This window comes from Streptomyces sp. TRM68416 (genome assembly GCF_014596915.1).
Taxonomy (GTDB): domain Bacteria; phylum Actinomycetota; class Actinomycetes; order Streptomycetales; family Streptomycetaceae; genus Streptomyces.
In genome coordinates this window covers 87,327-109,992 of sequence record NZ_JACVWU010000001.1, presented here as the reverse complement: position 1 = coordinate 109,992, position 22,666 = coordinate 87,327, and the positions used below count along the sequence as shown (strand labels likewise).

Here is a 22,666-nt window from a genome sequence, read left to right as displayed (position 1 = left end):
CCCCTTGCCGGGAAGCTGCGGATCAGACCTGGCCGGCCTTCTCCAGGGCGGTGCAGCAGGTGTCGACGATCAGGCGGGTCACCACGTACGGGTCGACGTTGGCGTTCGGACGGCGGTCCTCGATGTAGCCCTTGCCGTCCTTCTCGACCTGCCACGGGATACGGACCGAGGCGCCGCGGTTGGAGACGCCGTAGGAGTACTCGTTCCACGGGGCCGTCTCGTGCAGGCCCGTCAGGCGGTCGTCGATGCCGGCGCCGTAGTTCTTGACGTGGTCCAGCGGCTTGGAGCCCTCACCGAGCGACTCGCACGCGGTGATGATCGCGTCGTAGCCCTCGCGCATCGCCTTGGTGGAGAAGTTGGTGTGCGCGCCGGCACCGTTCCAGTCGCCCTTGACCGGCTTGGGGTCGAGGGTCGCGCTGATGCCGAAGTCCTCGGCCGTGCGGTAGAGCAGCCAGCGGGCCACCCACATCTGGTCGGAGACCTCCAGCGGGGACAGCGGGCCGACCTGGAACTCCCACTGGCCGGGCATGACCTCGGCGTTGATGCCGGACAGGCCGAGGCCCGCCTTGAGGCAGTTGTCCAGGTGCGCCTCGACCACGTCACGGCCGAAGATCTCGTCGGCGCCGACACCGCAGTAGTAGCCGCCCTGCGGGGCCGGGAAGCCGCCCTTGGGGAAGCCGAGCGGGTAGCCGTCCTTGAAGAAGGTGTACTCCTGCTCGATGCCGAAGATCGGCTCCTGCGCGGCGAACTTCTCGGCGACCTCGACCAGCGCGGCGCGGGTGTTCGTGGCGTGCGGGGTCAGGTCGATGTTCAGGACCTCGCACAGGACCAGGACGTCGTCGCCGCCGCGGATCGGGTCCGGGCAGGAGAAGACCGGCTTGAGCACGCAGTCCGAGGCGTGGCCCTCGGCCTGGTTGGTGGAGGACCCGTCGAAGCCCCAGATCGGCAGGTCCTTGCCCTTGGCGTCGTCCGCGAGGATCTTCGTCTTCGAACGCAGCTTGGCCGTCGGCTCGGTGCCGTCGATCCAGATGTACTCAGCCTTGAAGCTCACGCGGGCCACATCCTTCGGGGTGGGTCTCTAGGCGCACTTGCGGGTGCTGCGGCGCTGCGGCACTGGGGCGCCGCCGTTGTCGCCCGCGAGCCTGTCAACAGGCGGTTTCCCGGTCATTGCTCGAATGTGAACCCCGTGTTACCTGGTGGTGCTGTGGCCCGGCTCACGCTGTGAGGGTCCGGGGGTGCGTGCGGGGCGCGCCGCGCCGGGCTCGTATGCGATGGGGGCGGGGCCCGCCTGCCCCGCCTCCTGGAAGCGGTCGCCGGCTTCCCCTCCGTCTCAAGCCGGTGACCGCCCCGCCCGCCGGCCGCGGCGCCGCGCGCCCCGGATGCGCCGGTCCCGCTGCTCCCGGCCGGGAACATGCTCCTGACCGGGAACAGCAGGCCCCCGAACCGGCACACCGCTCAGCGGCTTCCTACCCGGCCGGCCTCACCCCACCTTCTCGATCACGGCCCGGCGGATCAGGAACTTGCCGGGCTCGCGGACCTGCTCGAAGGCCGCGTCGTTCAGCAGGACGCAGCTGCCGGAGACCGAGGTGACCTCCACCGTCGTGGACTTGTTGTTGTCCAGGTTGGTGACCTTCAGCTTCGTGCCCGCCGGGAACTGGTTGCTGGACGCGGCCGGGGCCCCGCCCTCACCGGAGAGGGTGACGGTCGAGCCGTTGCACACCTGCTCGCCGGAGCCGGCGGGCTGCTCGGCCGCCGGGGGCTGCGCGGCCTCCTCCGCGGGCTGTGCGGCTTCCGCGGGTTGCGACGGCTGCTGCGCCTGGGAGCCCTGAGCCGACTCCCCGACGACGCACCCGGACGCCTCCTGCTGCACCTTGATCTGCGCGATGACCGCCTCGCGGTTGGCGATCCTGGCCTCGGACTGCGCGTCCGGATCGGCCCGTTGACCCTCGATGAACCGCTCGTTGTTGCCGAGCGCGGTGGCCAGGCCCTGACAGACGCTCGACTCCGCGGCCGACTTCGGGGTCGGCGCGGCGTTGGAGGTGCTCGCCATGACGAAGGCACCGCCCCCCGCCACCGTCGCGGCGCTGACCAGCAGCGCGACCTTCTTCTTCGTACTGAGCGTTCTCCTGCGTGACATACGCGCCTCCTGGGAGGTCGGGAGCTGTACGCCGCTATGTACGAGATACCGAACGAAGCTACTCAGCGGTTTACAGGAGTCACCGGAGTAACCTGCGTCACACCGAGCGGCCCAGGGCGTCCCGTACGGCCTCCTCGGAGCGGGCCACCACCGCGGTGCCGTCGTCCGCCGTGATGATCGGGCGCTGGATCAGCCGGGGGTGCTCGGCGAGCGCCCTGACCCACCGGTCGCGCGACGCCTCGTCCCGCGCCCACTCCTTCAGCCCGAGCTCCTTGGCCACGGCCTCCTGGGTACGCGTGATGTCCCACGGATCCAGGCCGAGACGGTCGAGTACGGCGCGGATCTCGTCCTCGCTCGGCACGTCCTCCAGGTAGCGGCGGACCGTGTAGTCGGCGCCCTCGGCGTCGAGCAGGGTGAGGGCGCTGCGGCACTTGGAACAGGCGGGGTTGATCCAGATCTCCATGCGGCTCACGGTAGTCCGTCCCGACTCTGTTCGATTTCTTGCCGCCTCACGCACCCCACCCGCAGGCAGCCGTGACAGGGCGTCAATCCCCGCCCTCACCAGCTCTTTTAACGCCTCTTCGAGGACTGCTGATTGTCAGTGGCGGGCAGTAAACTGGAAGCAGTGTTCGAGGGTGTCGCCGGAGTGTCCGGACGACGGTGCCCTGACCGCGACAGGAGGATGCCCGTGCCCGCTGCCGCACTGAAGCCGAAGCCGTTGCCGACCCAGTCCACCGCGAAGCGACCCGTCCTGCTCGACCTGCCCTACGCGCCCGTGGAGAAGCGCCCGCTGCCGCCGGGCCGCCCGCGCGACTGGTACATCACCCACAACCGCCGCCTCAAGGCCCTGCGCCTGGCCATCGCCCTGCTCGACTCCGGCGTCTACGTCCCGAACCAGGCCCGCAACGAGACGATACGAACCACCGCCGAACTCATCGGCGTGCACCCGCCGTCCGACACGACGTGCCACATGGTCCGCGCCCTGATGCGCTACTCCAGGTAAGCCCCACCCTTTTGCCTGCGGGCGCGCGGGGGCCGATCGCGCAGTTCCCCGCGCCCCGAAAGGGGCGCTCAGCCTGCGGAGATGCGTGCCGCCTCACCCGTTCGCCACCCCGGGCATGCGCCCACCCCCGCCCCGGCCTTTCACTGCGAACAGCAGCCTGCGGAGGCGAGGGAGGCCTGGATGAAGCGGCACGGCATACCCCGGGCATCGGCCCGGCCCCGCGCATGACCACCCCCGAGGACCGTGCCCGCCGCGGCAAGGCCGCCCGCAAACGCGTCCCCCGCTCCGCGCACGTCGGCCGGCTGCCCTCCGTCGACCGGCCCGACCCCGTCGCCGTACTGGAACGGCAGGGCCGCGACCGGCTCCCGGAGCTGCTGCCGATCCGCTACGGCCGGATGGCCGCGTCACCGTTCGCCTTCCTGCGCGGCGCCGCCGCCGTCATGGCCGCCGACCTCGCGGCGCAGCCGCACACCGGCCTCACCGTGCAGCTGTGCGGCGACGCCCATCTGCTCAACTTCGGCCTGTACGCCTCGCCCGAACGCGCCCTGCTGTTCGACCTGAACGACTTCGACGAGACCTTCCCCGGCCCCTTCGAATGGGACGTCAAACGGCTCGCCGCCTCCATCGCCGTGGCCGGCCGGGAGAACGGGCACGGCGAGACGAGGACGCGCCGCGCGGTGACCGGGGCGGTGGCCGCGTACCGCGAGAACATGCGGCGGCTGGCCGGCCTGAGCGAGCTGGAGGTCTGGTACGAGCGCATCGACGCCGACCGCCTGCTGCCCCTCGTCCGCTCCGCCCGGCACCGCCGACGCGTCGAGGCCAGCCTCACCCGCGCCCGCCGCCGCACCAGCCTCCAGGCCGTCGGCAAGCTCACGGAGACCGTCGACGGCCGCCGCCGCATCATCCACGACCCGCCGCTCCTGGAACCCGCCGGCGCCTCCGACACCGCCTCCCTGCGCAAGATCTTCAGCGACTACCGCTCCACGCTCTCCGAGGAGCGCCGCCTGCTCCTGGACCGCTACCGCTTCGTCGACGCCGCCCGCAAGGTCGTCGGCGTCGGCAGCGTCGGCACCCGCTGCTTCATCGTGCTCCTCGCCGGACGCGACGCCGACGACCTCCTCTTCCTCCAGATCAAGGAGGCCCGCAGGTCCGTACTGGAGGAACACCTGCCGAACGGGCCGTACGTCCATCCCGGCCACCGGGTCGTCGCCGGGCAACGCCTCCTGCAGGCGGCCGGCGACATCTTCCTGGGCTGGATGACCGGACCGCAGGGCCGCGCCTTCTACTGGCGGCAACTGCGCGACATGAAGGGTTCCGCGGACGTCGCCGGCATGAACCCCGCCGACCTGCTCGCCTACGCCCGCCTCTGCGGCACCGCCCTCGCCCGCGCACACGCCCGCTCCGGCGACCGCGTCGCCATCGCCGCCTACCTCGGCAGCGCCGACACCTTCGACCGCGCCCTCACCGACTTCGCCTCCGGCTACGCCGATCAGACCGCCGCCGACCACGCCTCCCTGAACGCCGCGATCGCCGCGGGCGTGCTACGAGCGGCCCCGGAGGCATGACACCCGGCCACCCACGCCCCTCGCTCACCACGCCTTCCACGACCTCGACTTGGGGCTGTCCACCGAGCTGCTGCGCGAGGTGGCCGGACAAGCAGCTCCCAGTGAGGGCCCGGGCGTACGATTCCGGTATGGCCACCGGAGGGCCGGTCCCGGACCGCCTGGCGTCCGCGAGGCGCAGGGCCGCGGCCGCACGCGCCCGTGCCGCGCAGGAGTCCGGTGACGCCGAGCGGCGCGAGGAGCTCGCCGCGGCGGCCGCGAGCGAGGCCGTCCGCGACATGCATCTGCGCATCACCGCCCTCCACCGGTCCACCGCGTCCCGCCATCTGACGGCAGCCCGGCTCCAGGAGGCCTACGCGGAGCGACTGTCCCGGGCGGGGGACCGGCCGGGCGACCCACAGCCGCTGTTCATGACCGGCGTCGCCGCGGCCTGCGGCACCGGCAGCGCCGCCCTGATGCTCGTCGGGACGGCCCTTGACCAGCTGGCGGTGGCCGCCTCCGACGAAACCGCCCGCGCCGCCCAGGAGTTGGAGTTCCTGCTCGGCGAGGGACCGGCCCGGGACGCCACGCGCGAGCTGCGTCCGGTGTCGGTGAGCGGCGCCGCGCTGGCAGCCCGCTGGCCCGGCTACGGCCGCGCGGTGGCGGAACTCGGCATCGCCGAGGTGGCCGCCGTTCCGCTCAGCGTGGCGGGGGTCTGCTTCGGTGCGCTGACCGTCTTCGACCCGGGGCCCGGAGTGACCGGCTCGACGGCGTTCGCCGAGGTGGCCGCGGCCCTCGCGCACTCCATGGTCCTCCGTGCGACCGGGGAGCCCGACCTGTACGGCGGCATGGACGTGCTCGCCGTGGTGCACCAGGCCGCCGGCATGCTCTCCGTACGGCTCGACTGCTCGGTGGTCGACGCACTGGAACTGATCAAGGCGCGATCCTTCGCGGAGGGGGTGTCCGCGCTGTCGGTGGCCGAACGCATCCTGACGGGCCGGCCGACCCTCGACTGGCCGAAGAGACGGACGGAGACGTGACCGGATACATGGGGGGACATCCATGACCCTGCCTCCTCGGCAGCAGCTGGCGCGCGCCTTCGTGGATCTGGCCAGAAGTCCGGTCACCGACGCCTCGCCCATGACAGGACTGCTCGTGCTCCTCGCCGCGCACGGCACAGAACTGTTCGGCGACTGCGGGGCGAACGTCCTCTACCGGCACGACGGGCACGTCCCGACCCGAGTGGCAAGCACCGACGAGGAGTTGAAAGGGCTCGGGAACGCCGCGGTGGCCTGGGACGAGGGCCCGGGACCGGAAGTCCTGCGCACCGGACGCCTCGTACCCGACACCGCGCTCGACGGCGAGCCGGCCCGCGCGAAGTGGCCCCGCTATACGCGCCGGGCCCTGGGGCTGGGCTACCGCCGTGTCGCGGGCCTCCCGCTGCGCGTGGGCGACGCCACGCCGGGCGCCCTCGTGCTGTTCGGCCGGGGTGACACACCTTTGCCCGCCGACCTCCTGGAACTGGGCCAGAGTCTCGCCGACGCGACCGGCTGGGCCCTGGAACAGGACCGTCGGCTACGGGAGAGCCGCACCCTGGCCGCACAACTGGACCAGGCCCTGACCAGCCGTATCGTCATCGAACAGGCCAAGGGCACGCTTGCCGCACGGCTCTCGGTCTCACCGGACCAGGCCTTCGAGGTCCTGCGCGGGTACGCCCGTTCGCACCGCCTCCGGCTGCCGGACGTGGCACTTGACGTGGTGGAGCGGCGCCTGGACCTCGGACGGCACTGACCCCGCCGCGTCAGGCCGGGGGCGTCTGTGTCCCGGCCTCTCCCTCTCGCGCCGCCGCGATGGCCTCCCGCAGATGCTCCTCGTCCGTCGTGCTCAGCGAGGTCTGCACCAGCTGGCCGCCGTAGGGGGTGAGTTGCGGGATCACCTTGTCGTCGGCCGCCTTCTTGACCAGCACGAACAACGCGGCGGCTCCCGGGCGCAGATTCTGGCTGAGATCCTTCATGAAGTTGTCGTCGATGCCGGTGTCGGTGAACGCGCCCCCTGCCGCGCCGGCCGCCGCGCCCACCGCGGCGCCGAGCAGCGGTGCCAGGAAGAGGAGCCCGATGACGCCGCCCCACAGTGCGCCGCCGGCCGCCCCCACGGCCGTGTGGTTGACGGCCTGGTGCAGCTTGATCCGGCCGTCCTGATGGCGCTCGACGACCACGGCGTCCTCCAGCTCCACCAGGTGCTCCTTGGACAGCTCGAAGAGCCTGTCGCGCACCTGGCCGGCCGTGGCGACGTCGTCGTAGGCGATGACGAAGAGATCACTCACCCGGAACACCCCTTATCTCCCTGAACACGGCTTTTGGTCATGCGCTCCGACTCTAGGCCGGGAGAAATGCGGATGCACGCCGAGTGAGCGCCGCCCTACGCTGGACACGCGGTGCGGAGCTGCCCACCCCGCTTGCCGCAGGACAGGCATCACCCCCGGGACTCGGGGCTACTCTCTACGCACCGACGGCGGACGCCTTCCCCCAGCGCTCCGCCGCCACGCACAGCCGACAGCGCACAGTCACCGACCCACGCCCACGGAGGCCCGTCATGGGCACCATCGTTCTCTCCGGGGCGGCCGTGCTGGTCGTCCTGGGGTTCGGAAACAGCGTCTACTGGCTCGCCGCCGTCGCCCTGCTCTTCCTGTACCTCCAGTACGGGCGGGGCGCCCGGCCCTCGTCGGGCTCCGCCGGGGGATCCTCGTCGGGTTCGTTCATGCCGTCCTCGTACCAGGCCTACCGCAAACGCCGTGAGACACAGGCCAAGTGGGAGCGCCGCTACCGCCGCGAGCACCCCTTCGAAACCCGCCGCCAGGAGCGCCAGAAGAAGAAGTGACCGCCCCGCCGCACCCCCGACGCCCCGCCACGCCCCCACGACCCGCCGCGGCCCGGCCCCCGGGTCACAGCCCGGGGGCACCCCACACCGGGAACCAGCGACCGAGGTCCGGCTCGATCCGCAGATCGTTCGCCAGCGCCGCCTTCACCCGCAGTTCCAGCGCGTTGTCGCGTCGCTGCCCCTCGCCGGGCAGCGGCGCGAACGGGTAGAACGAACCGCGCTTGTAGAGGTACACCAGCGCCAGTGCGCGGTCGTCGGTCGGGTGGCGGAAGGCGGCGAGCGAGCACAGCAGTTGGGGGCCGAAGCCGTTGGCCTCCAGCGCGCTGTTGACCGCGTGTACGTCGTTGACCAGCTCCGGGAGCTGGTCGGGGGTGCGCTCGGAGACCAGCCAGGAGTAGCCGTACTCGTCCCGGTGCAGGCTGACCGGGGGGCCCGGGCGTTCGGCGTCCGCGTCGAGCAGCGCCTGGACCTCCCGGTGCGTCTGCTCGAACATGGCCCCCTCGACGGTGGCGAAGCACACCGCTCCGCTCCCGGTCGGCCGGAAACCGGCCGCCGCCTCCAGCGTCACCGCGGCCGAGGGCAGCGCGAAGAGCCGGTCGAGATCGGGCGCGACCGGCTTCGTACGGCCGAGCAGGATGTCCAGCAGGCCCATGCTCACGCTCCTCCGGGAGCCGTGGCCTCGCCCAGCTCGGCGGAGATCCGCCCCAGCTGGTCGAGCCGCTGCTCCAGGCTCGGGTGGGTCGACAGGAGCCGTGCGACCGAGGGCTCCCGCCCCAGCGCCGGGGTGAAGTAGAACGCGTTGAAGGCCTGGGCCGTCCGCAGGTCCTTGGTCGGGATCCGGGCGATGTCGCCGGAGACCTTGGTCAGCGCGGAGGCCAGTGCCGAGGGCCGGCCGGTGAGCAGGGCCGCGGCCCGGTCCGCCGCCAGCTCCCGGTACCGGGACAGCGCCCGGATCAGCAGGAAGCTGAGCGCGTACACGGCCGCCGAGATCCCCATCACCGCCATGAAGACCACCGCGGTGTTCTGGTCCCTGCGTCCGCCGCCGAACAGCTGCGAGTAGAAGGCGAACCGCACGATCAGCCCGGCGATCACGCCGAGGAACGACGCGATCGTGATCACGGCGACGTCCTTGTGCGCCACGTGGGACATCTCGTGCGCCAGCACGCCCTCCAGCTCGGCCGGCTCCAGCCGCCGCAGCAGCCCCGTCGTCACGCACACCACGGCGTGGTCGGGATTCCGGCCGGTGGCGAACGCGTTCGGCATGTCCATGTCCGACACGGCGACCGCGGGCTTCGGCATGTCGGCCATGGCGCTCAGCCGGTCGATCACCCCGTGCAGCTCGGGATACTCCTCCCGCTCCACGACCCGCCCCCGCATCGCGAACAGCGCGACCCGGTCGGAGAACCAGTACTGCGCCCCGAGGAACCCGGCCGCGACCACCACGACCAGTACCCAGGACTTCAGCAGCACGACCAGTGCGGCCACGAAGACCACGTACAACAGCCCGAGCAGGAAGAGTGTGAGACCCATCCGGGCGGTCAGTCCCCGGTCGTTCCGGAAGCGACTGTGCATCTGCATCACCCCGCAGTCAGGCACGAGCCCTACTGCCCAGTGTGCACCGCACCCCCGTCAAGGCGCGGTCCCGAACGTCCCCGCGGCCGGCAAAAGGTCCCTAATACGACGCCCGGAAGTTCACATACCCCAGCAGCACGATCAGCGCCGCCACACAGCCGAACACCAGGGCCGCGGACTTCCAGCCCGACCGGCGCTGCCGCCGGGCCACATGGTCGGGGTCGGCGCGGAAGGGGGCGGGGTCGGGCGGGTTCTCCTTCCAGCGGGCAGCCAGCATCCGGGCCCGCGCCGAGGGCTCCTTGTGCTCCGCGGCGTCCGCCCACTTGATGTCGAACTCCCTGTCGCCGTCGTCCCGTTCCGACATCCCCGTCAACCCTTCTCGAACAGCCGTACCACCACGATACGACGGTGCCCCCGCCCTGAGAAACAGGGACGGGGGCACCGGCCGACGGTACGGGCGTCGATCACACGTCGAAGTAGAGCTCGAACTCGTGCGGGTGCGGACGCAGCTGCAGCGGAGCGATCTCGTTCGCGCGCTTGAAGTCGATCCACGTCTCGATCAGGTCCGGCGTGAAGACGTCGCCCTGGAGCAGGAACTCGTGGTCGGCCTCCAGCGAGTCGAGGACGGCCGGGAGCGAGGTCGGGACCTGCGCGACGTTCGCGTGCTCCTCGGGAGCCAGCTCGTAGAGGTCCTTGTCGATCGGCTCGGCAGGCTCGATCTTGTTCTTGATGCCGTCCAGGCCCGCGAGGAGCAGCGCCGAGAAGGCCAGGTACGGGTTGCCGGAGGAGTCGGGCGCACGGAACTCGACGCGCTTGGCCTTCGGGTTCGAACCGGTGATCGGGATACGCATCGCGGCGGAGCGGTTGCGCTGCGAGTACACCAGGTTGATCGGGGCCTCGAAGCCCGGCACCAGACGGTGGTACGAGTTCACCGTCGGGTTGGTGAAGGCCAGCAGCGACGGGGCGTGCTTGAGGATGCCGCCGATGTAGAAGCGGGCGGTGTCCGACAGGCCCGCGTAGCCGGCCTCGTCGTAGAACAGCGGGTCGCCGTTGCTCCACAGGGACTGGTGGACGTGCATGCCCGAGCCGTTGTCACCGAAGATCGGCTTCGGCATGAAGGTCGCGGTCTTGCCGTTGCGCCAGGCCACGTTCTTCACGATGTACTTGAAGAGCTGGAGGTCGTCGGCGGCGGCGAGCAGCGTGTTGAACTTGTAGTTGATCTCGGCCTGGCCGGCGGTGCCCACCTCGTGGTGCTGGCGCTCGACCTTCAGACCGGCCCGGTCCAGCTCCAGGGAGATCTCGGCGCGCAGGTCGGCGAAGTGGTCGACCGGCGGGACCGGGAAGTAGCCGCCCTTGTAGCGGACCTTGTAACCGCGGTTCTCCTCGATGGCGCCGGTGTTCCAGGCGCCGGCCTCGGAGTCGATGTGGTAGAAGCTCTCGTTCGCGCTGGTCGAGAAGCGCACGCTGTCGAAGACGTAGAACTCGGCCTCGGGACCGAAGTACGCGGTGTCCGCGATGCCGGTCGACGCGAGGTAGGCCTCGGCCTTCTTCGCCACGTTGCGCGGGTCACGGGAGTACTGCTCGCCCGTGATCGGGTCGTGGATGAAGAAGTTGATGTTCAGCGTCTTGTCGCGGCGGAAGGGGTCGACCCGGGCGGTCGACAGGTCCGCGCGCAGTGCCATGTCGGACTCGTGGATGGCCTGGAAGCCGCGGATCGACGAACCGTCGAACGCGAGCTCCTCGTCCGGGTCGAACGCCTCGACGGGCACCGTGAAGTGCTGCATCACGCCCGGCAGGTCGCAGAAGCGGACGTCGACGAACTTGACGTCCTTGTCCGCGATGAACTTCTTGGCCTCGTCGGCGTTCTGGAACATCCAGCTCCTCCTACTCCCGACCGTCCGCGCCGGGGTGGTAGTTCGTTCGTGCGGCCAGTGCGGTGGCACACGCTGACCTCGACCCTAGGGACGCGTGATTTCTCGGGCGTGACCCATTTGTTTCGCACACGTTAACCGGGGATCGCCCGGCGTACCCCACCTGTCCGTATCCCAAAACGGTCGCAGTACCTTGGATGCGTGGACAAGAGGCAAGCAATCGGATCCTGGCTCTCCGGCCCCCGCGCGGCCGCCGAGGAAGCCGGTGTCGACTTCGGATACCGGGGCCAGCAGCTCGGCCTGCCGGAGGAGGGGCCGGGGTCGATCGCCCGCCCCGGCCGGCGGTTCGGCGCCCTGGCGGTGGACTGGGGCCTGTGCCTCTTGATCGCATACGGCCTGGTCGCGGACAGCTACAACGAGGCGGCCCAGCTCTGGGCCCCGATCGTCCTCTTCGCGCTGATGGTCCTCACGGTCGGCACGGTCGGCTTCACCCCGGGCAAGCGGCTCTTCGGCCTGCGGGTGGTCGCCCTCGCCACCGGCCGCCCCCACCCGGTCCGCGCCCTGCTGCGCACGGTCCTGCTGTTCCTCGCCGTCCCCGCCCTGATCTGGGACCGCGACGGCCGCGGCCTGCACGACCAGCTGGCGCGCACGGTCGAGGTGCGGATCTAGCCGCTATACGGGAGGGACCGCCCCGGCTACGGGAAAGGGGGCGCCCGGAGTGTGAACTCCGGGCGCCCCCTTTCGACGTAGCAGGTCAGCGGGCCTTCGGGCCGCCCTTCGGCAGTTTCATGCCCTTGGGCATCGGGCCCTTCGGCAGAGGCATGTTGCTCATCAGGTCACCCAGGGCGCGCAGCCGGTCGTTGGTCGCGGTCACCTGGGGGCCGGAGAGCACGCGCGGCAGCTTCAGCATGGTCGTGCGGAGCTTCTTCAGCTCCACCTGGCCCTCGCCGACGCCGACGATCAGATCGTGCACCGGCACGTCCGCGACGATCCGGTTCATCTTCTTCTTCTCGGCCGCCAGCAGGCTCTTGACCCGGTTCGGGTTGCCCTCGGCGATCAGGACGATGCCGGCCTTGCCGACGGCCCGGTGCACCACGTCCTGGCTGCGGTTCATCGCGACCGCGGGGGTCGTCGTCCAGCCCCGGCCGATGTTGTCCAGGACGGCCGCCGCCGCGCCCGGCTGGCCCTCCATCTGCCCGAAGGCCGCCCGCTCGGCCCGGCGCCCGAACACGATCGCCGTTCCGAGGAAGGCGAGCAGCAGGCCCAGGATGCCGAGATAGATGGGGTGACCGATCAAGAAACCGATCGCGAGGAAAACACCGAAGATGCCGATGCCGACAGCCGCGAGTACAAGACCGATCTTCTTGTCGGCCCTGCGGGTCATCTTGTAGGTCAGGGCGATCTGCTTCAGTCGCCCGGGATTCGCAGCGTCCGCTGCCGTGTCCTTCCTCGCCATGCCACGAAGTCTACGTGTCCCCCGGAGTGGCGACGACGGCAGTGCGGGTCAGGCGCGGGGAGTGAGCGCCTGCTCCAGGACGCGCTGAGCCTCGACCCGGTCCTTGGCGCGTCGGCGGTCCTCCAGGACGGAGGTCCAGGCATTCTGGCGGGCGGTGCGCTGGCCGCCGCTCATGAGCAGCGACTCGACGGCACGGAGTGCATCGGTGAACGACGGGATGGCGGTGGCGCGAACGGGCGCGGCCTGCATGATGGAGGTCCCCCCTCGGGAATCATGGCATTGGCTAATGGTGCACGGGCTGTACAACCAGGGTCACTGATTGGTGTTACCAGGGCGTGACCGACCGGTCAAACGCCAATGAAGCCTTGATAAGCAGCCCGAAAACGCTGACGCGGCCCTGATGCCGCCCTCAACTGCGAGGACGTCCAGAGCCGCGTCAATCGGCCACTACCGCGCGGTAGTTGCTTGTGCGCAGGTTCACACGAGCAGGGTGGCACTCCGTGCCATCAGACGGCCTGCGAGGCGACGTAGGTCCCGCGCTTTTCGATCGCCATCTGGTACAGGCGCCCGGCGCGGTACGAGGAGCGCACCAGCGGGCCGGACATCACGCCGGAGAAGCCGATCTGCTCGGCCTCCTCCTTCAGCTCCACGAACTCCTGCGGCTTGACCCAGCGCTCCACCGGGTGGTGGCGCACGGAGGGGCGCAGGTACTGCGTGATGGTGATCAGCTCGCAGCCCGCCTCGTGCAGTTGCCTGAGCGCCTCGCTGACCTCCTCGCGGGTCTCGCCCATGCCGAGGATCAGGTTCGACTTCGTGACCAGACCGTAGTCCCGGGCCTCGGTGATGACCTTCAGGGAACGCTCGTAGCGGAAGCCCGGGCGGATGCGCTTGAAGATGCGCGGGACCGTCTCGACGTTGTGCGCGAAGACCTCGGGGCGGGAGGAGAAGACCTCCTGGAGCAGCTCCGGGACGGCGTTGAAGTCGGGGGCGAGCAGCTCGACCTTGGTCCGGCCGGCCTCGCGCCCGGCGGTCTGCTGGTGGATCTGGCGCACGGTCTCGGCGTACAGCCAGGCGCCGCCGTCCTCCAGGTCGTCGCGGGCGACGCCGGTGATGGTGGCGTAGTTCAGGTCCATGGTGACCACGGACTCGCCGACGCGGCGCGGCTCGTCGCGGTCGAGGGCCTCGGGCTTGCCGGTGTCGATCTGGCAGAAGTCGCAGCGCCGGGTGCACTGGTCGCCGCCGATGAGGAACGTGGCCTCGCGGTCCTCCCAGCACTCGTAGATGTTGGGACAGCCGGCCTCCTGGCAGACCGTGTGCAGGCCCTCGCTCTTCACGAGCTTCTGCATCGCGGTGTACTCGGGACCCATTTTCGCCCGGGTCTTGATCCACTCGGGCTTGCGCTCGATGGGGGTCTGGCTGTTGCGGACCTCTAGGCGCAGCAATCGCCGCCCGTCAGGGCTTGGCATTTGCTTCCCGTCGGGTGCGACTGCGGACACGACCGGCTCCCTGTGACTTCGATTCTTCGGCGTACACCAGGGTACGCCCGTGGTTGTGCGGTCCCCCTGGGGAGGCCAACCTGTGGCCTCGGGGGTCCATTCCCCGATCAGACGGTCGTCTTCTCGATCTCCCGCGGTTTGAGGTCCGCGTTCTCCAGGACGTCTCTCAGGTGCCGCTCGACGACCGGCAGCACCTCGTCGATCGTGACGTCCCGGCCGAGTTCGTCGGCGAGCGAGGCGACGCCCGCGTCCCGGATCCCGCAGGGGATGATCCGGTCGAACCACTTGTTGTCCGGGTTCACGTTGAACGAGAAGCCGTGCATGGTGACGCCCTTGGCCACCCGGATCCCGATCGCCGCGATCTTGCGGTCCTCGCGGCGCTGGCCCGCGTTGGACGGAGCGTACTCGGGGCCGTTCAGGCGCGGGTCGAACTCGTCGTCGTGCAGACGGGGGTCGAAGTCGAGGGAGAGTCCTCCGACGGCGGGGCGCCGCTCGACGGGGTCGCCGAGCACCCACACCCCGCTGCGGCCCTCGACCCGGGTGGCCTCCAGGCCGAACTCCGCACACGTGCGGATGAGCGCCTCCTCCAGCCGGCGGACGTGTGCCACGACATCCACCGGACGCGGCAGCTTCTGGATGGGGTAGCCGACCAGCTGCCCCGGCCCGTGCCAGGTGATCTTGCCGCCGCGGTCCACGTCGATGACCGGGGTGCCGTCGAGCGGCCGCTCGCTCTCCTCCGTGCGCCGGCCGGCCGTGTAGACCGGCGGGTGCTCGAGGAGCAGCACGGTGTCGGGGATCTCGTCGGCGAACCGGGCCGCGTGCACCCGGCGCTGCTCGTCCCACGCCTCCTGGTACTCGACGGCGTCCGCACCGAACCCCATACGGACGAACCGCAACTCACTCACGGCAAGCGCCTCCCTGGACGTCGTAAGGCACGAAGGGTGCCTACGCCACTGTACGACCGCCGGTCGAACGTCAGCGAAGCGGCCAATCCTCACACGATCGGATGAACGGGTGTCGAAGTGTGCGATGCCCTGCTCACTCTCCGCTACATTCGCGCCGTTCGCGAGAGGCCAAAACGGCTGCTCACAGGCAATCCGGGCAGGTACACGGCCTGGAAGGCAGGAGACCGCACCGCAGATGACGGAACGACCCGCGCAGCGCACTCCCAACCGCCAGCTCGCCGCGCTCATCGCAGAAGCGGGGTTCTCCAACGCGGGGCTCGCCCGTCGAGTCGACCAGCTCGGTCTCGAACACGGGCTGGACCTCAGATACGACAAGACATCCGTGACCCGGTGGCTGCGCGGGCAGCAGCCCCGCGGCACCACCCCCGCCCTCATCGCCGAGGTCTTCACCCGCCGCCTCGGCCGCCGGCTCACCGCCCAGGACCTCGGCCTCGACGCCTGCGCGCCCGTCTACGCGGGCCTGGAGTTCGCCGCCACCCCCGAGGAGGCCGTCGACATCGTCAGCGGCCTGTGGCGCAAGGACTCCGGCAGCCACGCCGAACTCCGCAAGATCGCCTTCACCCCGGCCGGCCTGGTCGTGCCCAGCCGCGACTGGCTGATCGGCCGCGCCGACGACAAGGTCGCCCGCGTCGACGTCCCCGTCCGCATCCCCGTCCAGGGCCGCCCGGGGGTGCCCCGCCAGCGGGGCCAGGCCGCGCGCGGCCCCGGCCAGAAGGTCACCGGCGGCGACATCTCCGCCCTGCGCTCGGTGGCCGAGCTCTTCCGCACCCTCGACAACATGTACGGCGGCGGGCACGCCCGGCAGGCCCTCGTGCGCTACCTGGAGCACGAGTGCGAGCCGATGCTGCGCGGCACCTACGGCGAGCAGACCGGCCGCCGGCTGTTCGCCGCCGCCGCCGACCTCACCCGGCTCGCGGGCTGGACCTCGTACGACATCGCCGCGCACGGGCTCGCGCAGCGGTACTACGTCCAGTCGCTGCGGCTGGCGCAGGCGGCGGGGGACCGGCCCTACGGCTCGTACGTGCTGGTCACCATGAGCCGTCAGGCGGTCTACCTCGGGCACGGACGGGAGGCCGTGCAACTGGCCCGGGTGGCGCAGCAGGGCGTCGGGACCAACGCCCCGCCCGTCGTCCAGGCGCTGCTGCACTCGGCCGAGGCGCGCGGGCACGGGGTGCTGGGCGAGGTGCGGGCCTGCACGGCCTCCCTCGTCCGTGCCGAGCGCGCCCTCGAAGCCGCCCGGCCCGGCGACGAGGTGCCGTACTGGGCACGCTTCTTCGACGAGGCGCAGCTCGCGGACGAGTTCGGCCACTGCCACCGGGACCTCCAGCAGTTCCGGGCGGCCGCGCAGCACGCGGAGCGGTCGCTGCAGTTGCGCGCGCCCGCGTTCGCCCGCAGCCGGCTGTTCTGCCGGGTCGTCCTCGCCTCCGCCCGGCTCGGTCTGGGCGAGCTCGATCAGGCCTGCGCGCTGGGTGCGGAGGCCGCGGGCGCCGCGGCGGAGATGAGGTCGGTGCGGGCGATCGAGTACGTCAGGGACTTCGAGCGGAGGCTGGAACCCTACAAGGACGCGGCACCGGTCAGGGGGTACCGGGACAAGGTGGCGGCACTGGGGTAACGGCCCACGCGGCCCACACGGCTCACGCCGCCCGCGGCAGCGGGTCCGCCCTGTGCATCGGTCCCGCCGCGCCCAGGTCCGTCAGGACCGCCTCCGACGCCCGCCGGCCCGAGCGCAGGGCGCCCTGGACGGTGCTGGTGTCCCGGTGGTCGCCGCAGACGTACAGGCCCGCCATGAGGCGTACCGGGCGGCGCGGGTCGTGCGGGGGGCGCATGGCGGGGACGGCCTCGGCGGTGTGGTGGACGGCGAGCGTCTCCCAGCGGGCGGTGGAGGTGCCGTACAGGCGGGCCAGGTGGGTGCGGACGGCCGTGTCGAGGTCGGCCGGGGGAGTGCCGAGGACCGTGGAGGAGATCAGGGCGCGGCCGGCGGGGGCGCGGGTCGGGTCGACCGCGCTGATCACCGCCGTGTGCGCGACCGGTCCGCCCCGGTCCGCGTCCAGCAGCAGCGAGGCGCCGGTGGTGGGCGGCTCGTCCGTCGTGTGGTGGACCACGGTCACCGGGTGGAAGTCCGGGACGCGCAGTCCGGGCAGCAGTGCGGCGGCGGTCCGCGCGTCGGTCGCCAGCAGGACGGCACGACAGGCGATCTCGCCGTGCTCGGCCGTGCCGACCGAGGTCGTGGAGACGGAGGTGACCCGCACCCCGGTGTGCACCGTGCCGGGCGGCAGCGAGCGGGCGAGCAGCTCCGGCAGGGCCTCGGCGCCGCCCTCCGGCAGGCACAGCCGCCCGCTCGCGAAGGCGTGCAGCGCGAGGTCCGCGCACCGGCTGGACGTCGTCAGGTCCGGGTCGCACAGCAGGGCCGCCAGCAGGGGGCGCAGGAAGCCGTCGACCGTGCGGGCGGGCACGCCGCGGGCCGCGAGGGCCTGCGCGGCGGACGACTCGGGGCGGGCCAGCAGCCGTTCGGCGGGCGTGCCCGCGCACCGGGCGAGTTCGGCGCGCAGCCGGACCGCGCCCGACTCGGCGGGCGTCCCCGCGAACCGGGGGGCGCTCGCCAGGGCGCGCACCGCGTGGAGTGCGCCTCTCGCGCTCCGGGGGGCCGCCGGAGTGCTCACCCGGTGCCGGCGGCCGTCGGAGTGCAGCAGCACCCCCGGCGCGAACGTACGCAGTTCGAGCGCGGCCGGCCAGGGCGCCAGGCCTAGTTGGGGATACGACGTGGACAGCAGCTGTCCGATGCGGTCGAGCCGAAAGCCGTCGACCTTCTCGGTCGACATCCGGCCGCCCACCCCGTGGGCGGCCTCCAGGACCGCGGTCCTCACTCCTGCGCTGGTCAGCCGATGCGCGGCGGAGAGCCCGGCAACCCCGGCTCCCACGACGACGACATCCGCCTGGTACGCGGGCTCAAGCACGTGCCCCTCCTCGAGGTTGCGCGACCGGTGGAGACGTCATGCCCCCAACTGGCTCCGGGGATACCCGAGTTCGGGTCGAGGTTAGGCCCGTGATCGGTCAGGGGCAGTCGCGCATCGACAGGGCACGGTCGCACGGCGGTCGCATACGGACAGCGGGGGAGGTCCGTACGGCATCACAGGGCGGACCGGACCGCCCCCTCGATGTCCGGGAACGCGAACGTGAACCCCGACTCCAACAGCCGCTTCGGCACCACCCGTTGACTGCCCAGCACATCACCGGCCATCTCGCCCAGCACCGTCCGCAGCACCGGCGCGGGCACCGGGAACGGCGTCGGCCGGTGCAGCACCCGGCCCATCGCCGCGGTGATCTCACGGTTCGTCAGCGGGTTCGGCGCGGTGACGTTGAACGGCCCCGACAGGCCGTCGGTCTCCATCAGATGCCGGACGGCCGCCACCTCGTCGTGCAGCGAGACGAACGACCAGTACTGCCGCCCGTCGCCCAACCGCCCGCCAAGACCGGCCCGGAACAACGGGAACAGCCGCCCCCAGGCCCCGCCTTCGCGCGCCACCACCAGCCCCGTCCGCACGAACACCGTCCGCACGCCCGCCTCCCGCGCCGGCGCCGCCGCGCCCTCCCACGCCACGCACACCTCGGGCAGGAAGCCGCTTCCGGCCGGGGCGTCCTCGTCGACGATCCGGTCGCCGGTCTCGCCGTAGTAGCCGATCGCGCTGCCGTTGACGAAGACGCGCGGCGGCTCGGGCAGGGAGGCCACCGCCTCCGCGAGCGCGGCCGTGCCCCGCACCCGGCTGGACCTGATCCGCGCCTTGTAGGCGTCCGTCCAGCGCCGCGAGCCCACGCCCGCGCCCGCCAGGTTGACCACCGCCTCGCACCCGGCGAGCCCGGCCGCGTCGACGTGACCGCCCTCGGGGTCCCAGCGGACCTCGTCCTTCGACCGCGGCGCGCGCCGCACCAGACGCACCACCTCGTGCCCGTCCGCCGTCAGCGAGCGCACCAGCGCACCGCCGATGAGCCCGGACGCGCCCGCCACCGCGACTCTTGAGAACTTCATGGTCCGATCCTCCGTCCGCCGTCAAAAATGCCTGGTCGGTCCAGCCTGTCGGCGTCGTAGGGTGACCGCCATGGCCGAGTCCCTCAAGCCCCCGCACATACGCACCGCCCTCCCCGACGACGAGGAGGAGCTGGCCGTCCTGGACCGTGTCACCTGGTCCACGCTGCACGCGGTCACGCCCCCTCCGCAGCCCCACCGCTCCTTCTTCGACGAGCGCCACCCGCCCCACGACCATCTCGTCGCCGAACTCGACCGCCGCATCGTCGGCTACATCAGACTCGCCTTCCCCACCCCGCTCGCCTCCAACGCGCACGTGCGCCAGATCCAGGGGCTCGCCGTCGCGGAGGAGGCCCGCGGCCGCGGGGTCGGACGGGCGCTCGTCCGCGCCGCGGTCGAGGAGGCCCGCCGCCGCGGCGCCCGCCGTCTCACCCTGCGCGTCCTCGGCCACAACACCGCTGCCCGCAAGCTGTACGAGGCCGAGGGCTTCGTCGTCGAGGGCGTGCTGCCGGAGGAGTTCCGCCTGGACGGCGCCTATGTCGACGACGTCGTCATGGGGCGCAGTCTCTGACCTGGTCGGCGGCGGCCTTCGCACGGCGTCGGCGCGCCGCCACGAACAGGGCGGCTCCCGCCAGGAGCAGCGAGATCACGAAGAACACGGTCACGGGCGTCTCCCGGAGGTGAGGGGCCTCCCATCATCGGGCAGAGCACCGCTCTACGACGTGATCAGCTCGCCCGTGTCCACCGGCGCCGTAGCGTTCGCCGCCCGCTCGGCGTCCTCGGCGACCTCGGCCGCGGTCAGCACGTAGCCGGTCTCGGCGTCCGTGGTGGACCGGGCGAAGACCACGCCGTACACCCGGCCGTCGGTGGTCAGCAGCGGGCCGCCGGAGTTGCCCGGGCGGACCGTGGAGCGGATCGAGTAGATCTCGCGGGTGACGTTCCCGTCGTTGTAGATGTTCTGGCCCGTCGCCCGCACCCGGTTCGCCACGGTCGCCGCCTGCAGGTTCAGGCCGCCGTCCTCCGGATAGCCGGCGACCACCGCCGCGTCCCCGCGCGCCGCGCTGTCGTTCCACCTCAGCACCGGCGCCCTCAGCTCGGGCACGTACAGCACCGCCACGTCCTTCTCCGGGTCGAAGAGCACCACCCGCGAGGCGTACGCCCGCCCGACCCCGCCGACCCGCACACTCGGCTCGTCGATGCCGGCCACCACATGGGCGTTGGTCATCACATGCCGCGGCGCGTACACGAAGCCGCTGCCCTCGCGGCCCTGGGTGCCCGAGGAGCCCTCGATCTTCACCGTGCTCAGCTTGGCGGCGTTCGTGGCCGCCGCGGTGACGCTGTCCCCGGTGGGCCGGGCGACCTCGGCGGTCGACTCGTTCTCGAACGGGTTGAAGACCTGCGGGAAGCCCGCCTGGGTCAGCGCTGACGTGGCCCGCGAGAACCACGCCGGGGTGGTGTCCGGCATCGCGTCCTGCACGGTCCCCAGCAGCCGCGAGTCCCGGATCGCGGAGGTCAGCAGCGGCGAGGAGGACGCGGCCAGCACACTCGCCGCCACCCACGCCACGATCAGCACGGCCACCGCGTTGGCCACCGCCCCGCCGACCCCGTCGGCCACCCGCAGCGGACCGAGACTGGCCCGGCCCAGCTCCCGGCGCAGCCTGAGCGCCAGCCGCCCCGCCAGCTCGTGCCCCACCGCCGCCGGCACCAGCACCGTCAGCACCGCCGTCACCGTCGCCGTCGTCGTCCCCGCCGTGACCAGATCCATCACCCACGGCAGGACCCACACGCCGATCGCCGCGCCGCCCACGAAACCGGCGAGCGAGACACACCCCGCGACCAGACCGCGCCGGTAACCGGACACCGCGTACGCCGCGATCGCCAGCAACAGCAGGATGTCGAGCAGGTCCACGCCAGCCGCCTTTCTCTCGGGCCCTCCAGTACGCACGGGACGGGCCCGGTGATCAGCCACCACACGGACGCATGCGCGCGCGTGTACCCCGGAAACGTCACGGACCAGGACGATGGTTCCACCGGGTGGCACAGCACACATCGCGGGCGCAACGGAACGGACCGACAGTGGGACCATGCGTGTCTTCCGGACGGTGGTGCGAAGAACGCGGGAGGCACGACGCCGCCGTGCCTCCCGAATACCCGGCGCGGCCCGGGTCCTGCTGGGCTGTCTGCCCGGGGCCGCCGCCGTCGTCGCGCTGGGACTGTGCGCGAGCGGCGTGGAACGGGCCACCGCCCGCCCCCTCGCGGCCCGCCCCGCCGCCCACTCCGCCGCCCGCCCGCACATCGTGCCCCGCTCGGTCTGGCTGGACGAGGCCACCCGCCGCGACCAGCCGCCACCGCGCTACGACGACCAGGTCGTCGCCGTCTTCGTCCACCACACCGACTCGCCGGGCGGCTACGACTGCGCCGACGCCCCCCGTATCATCCGCCACCTCTACGCGGGCCAGACGGGACCCCGGGACTGGGACGACATCGGCTACAACTTCCTCGTCGACCGCTGCGGCACCATCTACGAGGGCCGCGCGGGCGGCGTGGACCGGCCCGTCACCGGGGCGCACACCCAGGGCTTCAACCACCGCACCGCCGGCATCGCCGCCCTCGGCACGTTCACCGCGGGCGCGGAGGTGCCGCGGGCCATGACCGACGCGATCGCCGCGCTGGCCGCCTGGAAGCTCGGCCTGTCCGGCACCGACCCGCGCGCGAAGGTCTCCCTGGTCTCCAGCAACAACCTCAGCCGGTACCCGTCCGGTACCACCGCCACCCTGCCCGCGCTCGCCGGACACGACGCCGGATACATGACCGACTGCCCCGGCGCCGCCCTCAGCGCCCACCTGCCCTGGATCCGGGAGCGGGCGGCCCGCTACCAGGGGCGTCCCTGAGCCCACAGGAACACCACAGCGGATCCGAAGGGCGCTCAGAACCCGCCACCCCAGACTCGGGGAAACAAGCCGACCGGAGGTGGGGATCATGAGCAGCAGGAGTGCGCGGATGTGGACGGTGGTCTGTGCGGTCGCGGCCGTCGTCCTGGGGCCGGCGGCCGTCACGGCGTCCGCGCTCGACCAGTCCAACAGGGCGCCGCTGCACCACGGGCCGAAGGCCGAGCAGACGCAGGCCTACCTGCCGGATCAGCCCCGGAAGCGCTCCCAGAGCCTGGGATAGCGCTCGGCCAGCGCCCGCTCGTTCTCGAAGTCGACCGGCGTGCCGGCCGGCTCCGCGGACGCGGGCGGAATGCCGAGGTCGGGCGCCACCACGCCGGTGAGCTGCTCGTAGGCCTCGTCGGCCGCGTAGCCCAGCTCCTCGCCGTCGCCGTCCAGCTCCTCGTCGAACTCGCCCAGCAGCTCGGCCAGCGAGTCGGGATCGTGGACGCCGCCCTCGTAGACCTCCCGGCCCTGGCCGATCAGCCAGCAACGGAAGAAGTCGAAGGCGTCGTCGCTGGCCCCGTCCAGCAGCACCCAGGCGGCGCCCCACAGGTCCCAGGTGTACGCGCGGTTGTAGCGGGCCTCGAAGTGACGGGCGAAGTCGAGCACCATCTCCGGGTCCAGCTGCAGCAGCCGGTCCACGAGCAGGTCGGCCTGCTCCTCGGGGTCGCCCTCGGCGGCCTCGCGGGCGGCGTCCACGAGCTCCCAGAACTCCGTCTCGTCCATCACGGGTCAAGCATCGGCCCTCCACGGGTGGGGCGCACGTGGAGTGGGGCGGATTGTTATGGGCGGGCCGG

26 protein-coding genes are annotated in these 22,666 nt (G+C 71.8%); 10 read left to right on the top strand and 16 right to left on the bottom strand.

Features of this window, described 5'->3' with window-relative positions:
- Positions 1-22: 22 nt before the first annotated feature.
- The 3 genes from glnII to ICC28_RS00495 all read right to left on the bottom strand — a co-directional run bounded on the left by glnII (position 23) and on the right by ICC28_RS00495 (position 2,600).
- Positions 23-1,051 carry a glutamine synthetase gene (gene glnII / locus ICC28_RS00505; RefSeq protein WP_188286322.1) on the bottom strand — a complete coding sequence of 343 codons (1,029 nt, stop codon included), beginning with the start codon at positions 1,049-1,051 and terminating at the stop codon, positions 23-25.
- 429 nt (positions 1,052-1,480) lie between these two features.
- On the bottom strand, positions 1,481-2,137 hold the full coding sequence (locus tag ICC28_RS00500) for a hypothetical protein (RefSeq protein WP_188286321.1): 657 nt from the start codon (positions 2,135-2,137) through the stop codon (positions 1,481-1,483).
- A 97-nt stretch (positions 2,138-2,234) separates the two neighbouring features.
- Complete coding sequence (locus ICC28_RS00495) at positions 2,235-2,600, bottom strand: arsenate reductase family protein (protein ID WP_188286320.1); 366 nt, start codon at positions 2,598-2,600, stop codon at positions 2,235-2,237.
- A 225-nt stretch (positions 2,601-2,825) separates the two neighbouring features.
- Between ICC28_RS00495 and ICC28_RS00490 the strand changes: the two genes are divergently transcribed.
- From ICC28_RS00490 to ICC28_RS00475, 4 genes are all read left to right on the top strand, one after another.
- Positions 2,826-3,140 carry a hypothetical protein gene (locus tag ICC28_RS00490; protein ID WP_188286319.1) on the top strand — a complete coding sequence of 105 codons (315 nt, stop codon included), beginning with the start codon at positions 2,826-2,828 and terminating at the stop codon, positions 3,138-3,140.
- A 224-nt stretch (positions 3,141-3,364) separates the two neighbouring features.
- Positions 3,365-4,705 (top strand): DUF2252 domain-containing protein, encoded by a 1,341-nt coding sequence (locus ICC28_RS00485; RefSeq protein ID WP_188286318.1) that lies wholly within the window; start codon positions 3,365-3,367, stop codon positions 4,703-4,705.
- A 128-nt stretch (positions 4,706-4,833) separates the two neighbouring features.
- Entirely contained in the window at positions 4,834-5,721 is an 888-nt protein-coding gene (locus ICC28_RS00480; RefSeq protein WP_188286317.1) for a GAF and ANTAR domain-containing protein, read from the top strand.
- Positions 5,722-5,743: 22 nt separating this feature from the next.
- A complete protein-coding gene (locus ICC28_RS00475; protein WP_188286316.1) occupies positions 5,744-6,472 on the top strand; it encodes a GAF and ANTAR domain-containing protein in 729 nt (242 codons plus the stop codon).
- Positions 6,473-6,482: 10 nt separating this feature from the next.
- Here the strand turns inward: ICC28_RS00475 and ICC28_RS40225 are convergent, their stop codons facing one another.
- Positions 6,483-7,004 carry a DUF1269 domain-containing protein gene (locus tag ICC28_RS40225; RefSeq protein WP_188286315.1) on the bottom strand — a complete coding sequence of 174 codons (522 nt, stop codon included), beginning with the start codon at positions 7,002-7,004 and terminating at the stop codon, positions 6,483-6,485.
- 269 nt (positions 7,005-7,273) lie between these two features.
- On the opposite strand from ICC28_RS40225, the gene ICC28_RS00465 reads away from it, so the two are divergent.
- On the top strand, positions 7,274-7,558 hold the full coding sequence (locus ICC28_RS00465; protein WP_188286314.1) for a hypothetical protein: 285 nt from the start codon (positions 7,274-7,276) through the stop codon (positions 7,556-7,558).
- Between the two features lie 64 nt (positions 7,559-7,622).
- Here the strand turns inward: ICC28_RS00465 and pspAB are convergent, their stop codons facing one another.
- The 4 genes from pspAB to glnA form a co-directional block, all read right to left on the bottom strand.
- On the bottom strand, positions 7,623-8,210 hold the full coding sequence (pspAB, locus tag ICC28_RS00460; RefSeq protein ID WP_188286313.1) for a PspA-associated protein PspAB: 588 nt from the start codon (positions 8,208-8,210) through the stop codon (positions 7,623-7,625).
- A gap of 2 nt (positions 8,211-8,212) precedes the next feature.
- Complete coding sequence (htpX, locus tag ICC28_RS00455; protein WP_188286312.1) at positions 8,213-9,130, bottom strand: zinc metalloprotease HtpX; 918 nt, start codon at positions 9,128-9,130, stop codon at positions 8,213-8,215.
- A 100-nt stretch (positions 9,131-9,230) separates the two neighbouring features.
- On the bottom strand, positions 9,231-9,494 hold the full coding sequence (locus ICC28_RS00450) for a hypothetical protein (protein WP_188286311.1): 264 nt from the start codon (positions 9,492-9,494) through the stop codon (positions 9,231-9,233).
- 100 nt (positions 9,495-9,594) lie between these two features.
- A complete protein-coding gene (glnA, locus tag ICC28_RS00445) occupies positions 9,595-11,004 on the bottom strand; it encodes a type I glutamate--ammonia ligase (protein ID WP_188286310.1) in 1,410 nt (469 codons plus the stop codon).
- Positions 11,005-11,202: 198 nt separating this feature from the next.
- On the opposite strand from glnA, the gene ICC28_RS00440 reads away from it, so the two are divergent.
- On the top strand, positions 11,203-11,670 hold the full coding sequence (locus ICC28_RS00440; RefSeq protein WP_188286309.1) for an RDD family protein: 468 nt from the start codon (positions 11,203-11,205) through the stop codon (positions 11,668-11,670).
- A gap of 85 nt (positions 11,671-11,755) precedes the next feature.
- Here ICC28_RS00440 and ICC28_RS00435 read toward each other — a convergent pair whose 3' ends face one another.
- From ICC28_RS00435 to lipB, 4 genes are all read right to left on the bottom strand, one after another.
- Positions 11,756-12,457 (bottom strand): DUF4191 domain-containing protein, encoded by a 702-nt coding sequence (locus tag ICC28_RS00435; protein WP_188286308.1) that lies wholly within the window; start codon positions 12,455-12,457, stop codon positions 11,756-11,758.
- A 48-nt stretch (positions 12,458-12,505) separates the two neighbouring features.
- The gene (locus ICC28_RS00430) at positions 12,506-12,706 is read right to left on the bottom strand and encodes a hypothetical protein (RefSeq protein WP_188286307.1); all 201 of its coding nucleotides are present in this window, start codon (positions 12,704-12,706) and stop codon (positions 12,506-12,508) included.
- 257 nt (positions 12,707-12,963) lie between these two features.
- The gene (gene lipA / locus ICC28_RS00425) at positions 12,964-13,923 is read right to left on the bottom strand and encodes a lipoyl synthase (protein ID WP_188286306.1); all 960 of its coding nucleotides are present in this window, start codon (positions 13,921-13,923) and stop codon (positions 12,964-12,966) included.
- A gap of 137 nt (positions 13,924-14,060) precedes the next feature.
- The gene (lipB, locus tag ICC28_RS00420) at positions 14,061-14,858 is read right to left on the bottom strand and encodes a lipoyl(octanoyl) transferase LipB (protein WP_188286305.1); all 798 of its coding nucleotides are present in this window, start codon (positions 14,856-14,858) and stop codon (positions 14,061-14,063) included.
- Between the two features lie 235 nt (positions 14,859-15,093).
- Here lipB and ICC28_RS00415 point away from each other — a divergent pair, with 235 nt between their 5' ends.
- Complete coding sequence (locus tag ICC28_RS00415) at positions 15,094-16,530, top strand: regulator (RefSeq protein ID WP_188286304.1); 1,437 nt, start codon at positions 15,094-15,096, stop codon at positions 16,528-16,530.
- A gap of 22 nt (positions 16,531-16,552) precedes the next feature.
- On the opposite strand, the gene ICC28_RS00410 is transcribed toward ICC28_RS00415, so the two are convergent.
- Together ICC28_RS00410 and ICC28_RS00405 are read right to left on the bottom strand one after the other, a co-directional pair.
- Complete coding sequence (locus ICC28_RS00410; RefSeq protein WP_188286303.1) at positions 16,553-17,872, bottom strand: NAD(P)/FAD-dependent oxidoreductase; 1,320 nt, start codon at positions 17,870-17,872, stop codon at positions 16,553-16,555.
- A 173-nt stretch (positions 17,873-18,045) separates the two neighbouring features.
- Complete coding sequence (locus ICC28_RS00405) at positions 18,046-18,942, bottom strand: TIGR01777 family oxidoreductase (protein WP_188286302.1); 897 nt, start codon at positions 18,940-18,942, stop codon at positions 18,046-18,048.
- Positions 18,943-19,012: 70 nt separating this feature from the next.
- On the opposite strand from ICC28_RS00405, the gene ICC28_RS00400 reads away from it, so the two are divergent.
- A complete protein-coding gene (locus tag ICC28_RS00400) occupies positions 19,013-19,510 on the top strand; it encodes a GNAT family N-acetyltransferase (protein ID WP_188286301.1) in 498 nt (165 codons plus the stop codon).
- A gap of 144 nt (positions 19,511-19,654) precedes the next feature.
- Here the strand turns inward: ICC28_RS00400 and ICC28_RS00395 are convergent, their stop codons facing one another.
- Positions 19,655-20,848, bottom strand: coding sequence for a MarP family serine protease (locus tag ICC28_RS00395; RefSeq protein WP_188286300.1), 1,194 nt, complete (start codon positions 20,846-20,848; stop codon positions 19,655-19,657).
- A 175-nt stretch (positions 20,849-21,023) separates the two neighbouring features.
- On the opposite strand from ICC28_RS00395, the gene ICC28_RS00390 reads away from it, so the two are divergent.
- A complete protein-coding gene (locus tag ICC28_RS00390) occupies positions 21,024-21,830 on the top strand; it encodes a peptidoglycan recognition protein (protein WP_223188168.1) in 807 nt (268 codons plus the stop codon).
- A gap of 88 nt (positions 21,831-21,918) precedes the next feature.
- Positions 21,919-22,110 (top strand): hypothetical protein, encoded by a 192-nt coding sequence (locus tag ICC28_RS00385; protein ID WP_188286298.1) that lies wholly within the window; start codon positions 21,919-21,921, stop codon positions 22,108-22,110.
- Here the strand turns inward: ICC28_RS00385 and ICC28_RS00380 are convergent.
- A complete protein-coding gene (locus ICC28_RS00380) occupies positions 22,077-22,595 on the bottom strand; it encodes a DUF4240 domain-containing protein (RefSeq protein WP_188286800.1) in 519 nt (172 codons plus the stop codon). The two genes, ICC28_RS00385 and ICC28_RS00380, sit on opposite strands and share 34 nt — an antisense overlap.
- Positions 22,596-22,666 lie beyond the last annotated feature (71 nt).

Coding starts and splice junctions, on each gene's coding strand:
- glnA (WP_188286310.1), bottom strand. CDS start 11,004: ATGTTCCAGAACGCCGACGAGGCCAAGAAGTTCATCGCGGACAAGGAC.
- ICC28_RS00495 (WP_188286320.1), bottom strand. CDS start 2,600: ATGGAGATCTGGATCAACCCCGCCTGTTCCAAGTGCCGCAGCGCCCTC.
- ICC28_RS00485 (WP_188286318.1), top strand. CDS start 3,365: ATGACCACCCCCGAGGACCGTGCCCGCCGCGGCAAGGCCGCCCGCAAA.
- ICC28_RS00450 (WP_188286311.1), bottom strand. CDS start 9,494: ATGTCGGAACGGGACGACGGCGACAGGGAGTTCGACATCAAGTGGGCG.
- ICC28_RS00380 (WP_188286800.1), bottom strand. CDS start 22,595: ATGGACGAGACGGAGTTCTGGGAGCTCGTGGACGCCGCCCGCGAGGCC.
- ICC28_RS00385 (WP_188286298.1), top strand. CDS start 21,919: ATGAGCAGCAGGAGTGCGCGGATGTGGACGGTGGTCTGTGCGGTCGCG.
- ICC28_RS00480 (WP_188286317.1), top strand. CDS start 4,834: ATGGCCACCGGAGGGCCGGTCCCGGACCGCCTGGCGTCCGCGAGGCGC.
- ICC28_RS00400 (WP_188286301.1), top strand. CDS start 19,013: ATGGCCGAGTCCCTCAAGCCCCCGCACATACGCACCGCCCTCCCCGAC.
- ICC28_RS00475 (WP_188286316.1), top strand. CDS start 5,744: ATGACCCTGCCTCCTCGGCAGCAGCTGGCGCGCGCCTTCGTGGATCTG.
- ICC28_RS00435 (WP_188286308.1), bottom strand. CDS start 12,457: ATGGCGAGGAAGGACACGGCAGCGGACGCTGCGAATCCCGGGCGACTG.
- ICC28_RS00405 (WP_188286302.1), bottom strand. CDS start 18,942: ATGAAGTTCTCAAGAGTCGCGGTGGCGGGCGCGTCCGGGCTCATCGGC.
- ICC28_RS00465 (WP_188286314.1), top strand. CDS start 7,274: ATGGGCACCATCGTTCTCTCCGGGGCGGCCGTGCTGGTCGTCCTGGGG.
- pspAB (WP_188286313.1), bottom strand. CDS start 8,210: ATGGGCCTGCTGGACATCCTGCTCGGCCGTACGAAGCCGGTCGCGCCC.
- ICC28_RS00390 (WP_223188168.1), top strand. CDS start 21,024: ATGCGTGTCTTCCGGACGGTGGTGCGAAGAACGCGGGAGGCACGACGC.
- htpX (WP_188286312.1), bottom strand. CDS start 9,130: ATGCACAGTCGCTTCCGGAACGACCGGGGACTGACCGCCCGGATGGGT.
- ICC28_RS00500 (WP_188286321.1), bottom strand. CDS start 2,137: ATGTCACGCAGGAGAACGCTCAGTACGAAGAAGAAGGTCGCGCTGCTG.
- ICC28_RS00430 (WP_188286307.1), bottom strand. CDS start 12,706: ATGCAGGCCGCGCCCGTTCGCGCCACCGCCATCCCGTCGTTCACCGAT.
- lipA (WP_188286306.1), bottom strand. CDS start 13,923: ATGCCAAGCCCTGACGGGCGGCGATTGCTGCGCCTAGAGGTCCGCAAC.
- ICC28_RS00415 (WP_188286304.1), top strand. CDS start 15,094: ATGACGGAACGACCCGCGCAGCGCACTCCCAACCGCCAGCTCGCCGCG.